The organism is Thalassotalea profundi, assembly GCF_014653195.1.
GTDB lineage: Bacteria > Pseudomonadota > Gammaproteobacteria > Enterobacterales > Alteromonadaceae > Thalassotalea_B > Thalassotalea_B profundi.
In genome coordinates, this window is sequence record NZ_BNAH01000023.1 from 1 (window position 1) to 5,273 (window position 5,273).

Below are 5,273 nucleotides of genomic sequence, written 5' to 3' on the forward strand. Positions count from 1 at the left end.
CACAAACGATTTTTTAATTGAAGAGTTTGATCATGGCTCAGATTGAACGCTGGCGGCAGGCTTAACACATGCAAGTCGAGCGGTAACAGAAAGAAGCTTGCTTCTTTGCTGACGAGCGGCGGACGGGTGAGTAATGCTTGGGAATATGCCTTTAGGTGGGGGACAACAGTTGGAAACGACTGCTAATACCGCATAATGTCTACGGACCAAAGGAGGGGCTCTTCGGACCTTTCGCCTTTAGATTAGCCCAAGTGAGATTAGCTAGATGGTAAGGTAATGGCTTACCATGGCGACGATCTCTAGCTGGTTTGAGAGGATGATCAGCCACACTGGGACTGAGACACGGCCCAGACTCCTACGGGAGGCAGCAGTGGGGAATATTGCACAATGGGGGAAACCCTGATGCAGCCATGCCGCGTGTGTGAAGAAGGCCTTCGGGTTGTAAAGCACTTTCAGTTGTGAGGAAAGGGTAATGGCTAATATCCATTATCTGTGACGTTAGCAACAGAAGAAGCACCGGCTAACTCCGTGCCAGCAGCCGCGGTAATACGGAGGGTGCGAGCGTTAATCGGAATTACTGGGCGTAAAGCGTGCGTAGGCGGTTAATTAAGTCAGATGTGAAATCCCGGGGCTCAACCTCGGAACTGCATTTGAAACTGGTTAACTAGAGTACTGTAGAGGGTGGTGGAATTTCCAGTGTAGCGGTGAAATGCGTAGAGATTGGAAGGAACATCAGTGGCGAAGGCGGCCACCTGGACAGATACTGACGCTGAGGCACGAAAGCGTGGGGAGCAAACAGGATTAGATACCCTGGTAGTCCACGCCGTAAACGATGTCAACTAGCTGTCTGTGCACTTGATGCGTGGGTAGCGTAGCTAACGCACTAAGTTGACCGCCTGGGGAGTACGGCCGCAAGGTTAAAACTCAAATGAATTGACGGGGGCCCGCACAAGCGGTGGAGCATGTGGTTTAATTCGATGCAACGCGAAGAACCTTACCATCCCTTGACATCCAGAGAATTTTCTAGAGATAGATTAGTGCCTTCGGGAACTCTGAGACAGGTGCTGCATGGCTGTCGTCAGCTCGTGTTGTGAAATGTTGGGTTAAGTCCCGCAACGAGCGCAACCCCTATCCTTATTTGCCAGCGAGTAGAGTCGGGAACTCTAAGGAGACTGCCGGTGATAAACCGGAGGAAGGTGGGGACGACGTCAAGTCATCATGGCCCTTACGGGATGGGCTACACACGTGCTACAATGGCGTATACAGAGTGCAGCGATACCGCGAGGTGGAGCGAATCACACAAAGTACGTCGTAGTCCGGATCGGAGTCTGCAACTCGACTCCGTGAAGTCGGAATCGCTAGTAATCGTAGATCAGAATGCTACGGTGAATACGTTCCCGGGCCTTGTACACACCGCCCGTCACACCATGGGAGTGGGTTGCAAAAGAAGTGGCTAGTTTAACCTTCGGGAGGACGGTCACCACTTTGTGATTCATGACTGGGGTGAAGTCGTAACAAGGTAACCCTAGGGGAACCTGGGGTTGGATCACCTCCTTATCTTGAAGTAAAACGGCTCGATGGAAATGCTTGCATTTCACGAGTGTCTACACAAATTGCACTGATAACGAAAGTAAAGAAGAAGTCCTAACATATAAAAGCTTCGGACGATTTATATAGGTCTGTAGCTCAGCTGGTTAGAGCGCACCCCTGATAAGGGTGAGGTCGGCAGTTCAAGTCTGCCCAGACCTACCAAGTTACGCGAGATACTGCGTTGAATAAAGACTCATGTGCGCGTTGCACACGTCGTATTTATTCGCCTTGTCTATCACGTAATTAACGTTGCTTTAATGAGATGTTACCCACTCTCTTTGAGTATAAAGAGGGGCTATAGCTCAGCTGGGAGAGCGCCTGCCTTGCACGCAGGAGGTCAGCAGTTCGATCCTGCTTAGCTCCACCACTTCTTCTAAAAGGAAATAGAAACCAAACTTAAGGTATTCAAATGAATAAATTACGTTTGGTTTTTTAAACCACAATTTAAGCGAATGCGTCTTAAGTTGAACTCTTTAACAATTTGGAAAGCTGATATAAATACCCGGTATTTATCAGGCAAATGGCGTGTCGCGCGTTCAGATGCATAATGGTAAGTACCAACAGCGAGCAAGATGATTTTATCGGTCATCGCGTGAGCTGGTTAATAAGGCAACTTATTAACGAAAAATCTAATTCAAGTAACTCCAACATCGAAAGATGTGAGTGCGTGAAAATGTCAGACTTTACAATTGCATTGGTTTAGTCACCAATGTGTACTTTGTCGTCTTTGAGACTACTTAGGGTTGTATGGTTAAGTGACTAAGCGTATGTGGTGGATGCCTTGGCAGTTAGAGGCGATGAAGGACGTGTTAATCTGCGAAAAGCGTAGTTAAGGTGATAAAAACCGTTATAGGCTACGATATCCGAATGGGGAAACCCACTTGCACAAGCAAGTATCTTTATGTGAATACATAGCATAAAGAGGCGAACCGGGAGAACTGAAACATCTAAGTACCCCGAGGAAAAGAAATCAACCGAGATTTCCTTAGTAGCGGCGAGCGAACGGGAATTAGCCCTTAAGTGGTTTGTAAGTTAGTGGAAGTATCTGGAAAGGTACGCGATACAGGGTGATAGCCCCGTACACGAAAACAAACTTACCATGAAATCGAGTAGGTCGGCACACGTGAAATGTTGACTGAATATGGGGGGACCATCCTCCAAGGCTAAATACTCCTAACTGACCGATAGTGAACCAGTACCGTGAGGGAAAGGCGAAAAGAACCCCTGTGAGGGGAGTGAAATAGAACCTGAAACCGCATACGTACAAGCAGTGGAAGCCTTCGGGTGACTGCGTACCTTTTGTATAATGGGTCAGCGACTTATATTCTGTAGCAAGGTTAACCGAATAGGGGAGCCGTAGCGAAAGCGAGTGTTAACTGCGCGTTTAGTTGCAGGGTATAGACCCGAAACCCGGCGATCTACCCATGGGCAGGTTGAAGGTTGAGTAACATCAACTGGAGGACCGAACACACGTATGTTGAAAAATGCGGTGATGACTTGTGGGTCGGAGTGAAAGGCTAATCAAGCCGGGAGATAGCTGGTTCTCCCCGAAATCTATTTAGGTAGAGCCTCGCACGAACACCATTGGGGGTAGAGCACTGTTAAGGCTAGGGGGTCATCCCGACTTACCAACCCTTTGCAAACTCCGAATACCAATGAGTGATATGCGGGAGACACACTGCGGGTGCTAACGTCCGTTGTGAAGAGGGAAACAACCCAGACCGCCAGCTAAGGTCCCAAAGTCATAGTTAAGTGGGAAACGATGTGGAAAGGCACAGACAGCTAGGAGGTTGGCTTAGAAGCAGCCACCCTTTAAAGAAAGCGTAATAGCTCACTAGTCGAGTCGGTCTGCGCGGAAGATGTAACGGGGCTAAACTATGCACCGAAGCTGCGGATTCTTACCTTTAGGTAAGAGTGGTAGGGGAGCGTTCTGTAAGCCGTTGAAGGTGAGTTGTAAAGCTTGCTGGAGGTATCAGAAGTGCGAATGCTGACATGAGTAACGATAAGGGGAGTGAAAAACTCCCCCGCCGAAAGACCAAGGTTTCCTGTCCCATGTTAATCAGGGCAGGGTAAGTCGGCCCCTAAGGCGAGACCGAAAGGTGTAGTCGATGGGAAACAGATTAATATTTCTGTACTTCTATATATTGCGAAGGAGGGACGGAGTAGGCTAGGTGAGCACGGCGTTGGTAGTCCGTGTGAAAGAATGTAGGCGGGACGTTTAGGTAAATCCGGATGTCCATTAACGCTGAGACTCGAGACGAGACTCTACGGAGTTGAAGTCATTGATGCCATGCTTCCAGGAAAAGCTTCTAAGCTTCAGATATATAGGAACCGTACCCCAAACCGACACAGGTGGTTAGGTAGAGAATACTAAGGCGCTTGAGAGAACTCGGGTGAAGGAACTAGGCAAAATAGTACCGTAACTTCGGGAGAAGGTACGCTGCATATGGGTGATGGAACTTGCTTCCTAAGCTCAGAGCAGTCGAAGTAACCAGGTGGCTGGAACTGTTTATTAAAAACACAGCACTGTGCAAAATCGAAAGATGACGTATACGGTGTGACGCCTGCCCGGTGCCGGAAGGTTAATTGATTGGGTTAGCTCTGCGAAGCTCATGATCGAAGCCCCGGTAAACGGCGGCCGTAACTATAACGGTCCTAAGGTAGCGAAATTCCTTGTCGGGTAAGTTCCGACCTGCACGAATGGCGTAATCATGGCCACACTGTCTCCACCCGAGACTCAGTGAAATTGAATTTGCGGTTAAGATGCCGTATACCCGCGGCTAGACGGAAAGACCCCGTGAACCTTTACTATAGCTTGACAGTGAACATTGCTCCTACATGTGTAGGATAGGTGGGAGGCTTTGAAGCGTGTACGCCAGTATGCGTGGAGCCATCCTTGAAATACCACCCTTGTATGCGTGATGTTCTAACCTAGGGCCCTTATCGGGCTTGGGGACACTGTCTGGTGGGTAGTTTGACTGGGGCGGTCTCCTCCCAAAGAGTAACGGAGGAGCACGAAGGTTGGCTAAGTATGGTCGGACATCATACGGTTAGTGCAATGGCATAAGCCAGCTTAACTGCGAGACAGACACGTCGAGCAGGTACGAAAGTAGGTCATAGTGATCCGGTGGTTCTGTATGGAAGGGCCATCGCTCAACGGATAAAAGGTACTCCGGGGATAACAGGCTGATACCGCCCAAGAGTTCATATCGACGGCGGTGTTTGGCACCTCGATGTCGGCTCATCACATCCTGGGGCTGAAGTCGGTCCCAAGGGTATGGCTGTTCGCCATTTAAAGTGGTACGCGAGCTGGGTTTAGAACGTCGTGAGACAGTTCGGTCCCTATCTGCCGTGGGCGTTTGAGAATTGAAGAGGGCTGCTCCTAGTACGAGAGGACCGGAGTGGACGAACCACTGGTGTTCGGGTTGTCATGCCAATGGCATTGCCCGGTAGCTACGTTCGGAACTGATAACCGCTGAAAGCATCTAAGCGGGAAGCAGGCTTTGAGATGAGTTCTCACTGGAGCTTTAAGCTCCCTAAAGGGTCGTTGGAGACTACAACGTTGATAGGTCAGGTGTGGAAGTGCTGTGAGGCATTGAGCTAACTGATACTAATTGCCCGTGAGGCTTAACCATACAACACCCAAGTAGTTTTGCTACATAGTGGTTGTATGTTGTTTGACA

Annotated in this window: 1 protein-coding gene, 2 tRNA genes and 2 rRNA genes; 4 read left to right on the forward strand and 1 reads right to left on the reverse strand. The window is 49.2% G+C overall.

Translation table 11 applies throughout. From position 1 onward, the window contains the following. Positions 1-14 precede the first annotated feature (14 nt). The 3 genes from IE155_RS17730 to IE155_RS17740 all read left to right on the forward strand — a co-directional run bounded on the left by IE155_RS17730 (position 15) and on the right by IE155_RS17740 (position 1,957). Positions 15-1,557 (forward strand): 16S ribosomal RNA (locus IE155_RS17730). A gap of 118 nt (positions 1,558-1,675) precedes the next feature. Further along, positions 1,676-1,752 (forward strand) — tRNA-Ile (locus IE155_RS17735). A 129-nt stretch (positions 1,753-1,881) separates the two neighbouring features. Next, a tRNA-Ala gene (locus tag IE155_RS17740) sits at positions 1,882-1,957 on the forward strand. A gap of 51 nt (positions 1,958-2,008) precedes the next feature. Here IE155_RS17740 and IE155_RS17745 read toward each other — a convergent pair. Then, positions 2,009-2,179, reverse strand: a complete 171-nt coding sequence (locus tag IE155_RS17745; protein WP_189379668.1) for a hypothetical protein — start codon at positions 2,177-2,179, stop codon at positions 2,009-2,011. A 160-nt stretch (positions 2,180-2,339) separates the two neighbouring features. Between IE155_RS17745 and IE155_RS17750 the strand changes: the two genes are divergently transcribed. Continuing rightward, positions 2,340-5,225: ribosomal RNA gene (locus IE155_RS17750) — 23S ribosomal RNA — on the forward strand. Together the 16S and 23S rRNA genes with 2 tRNA genes alongside form the textbook arrangement of a ribosomal RNA operon. Positions 5,226-5,273: the final 48 nt, after the last annotated feature.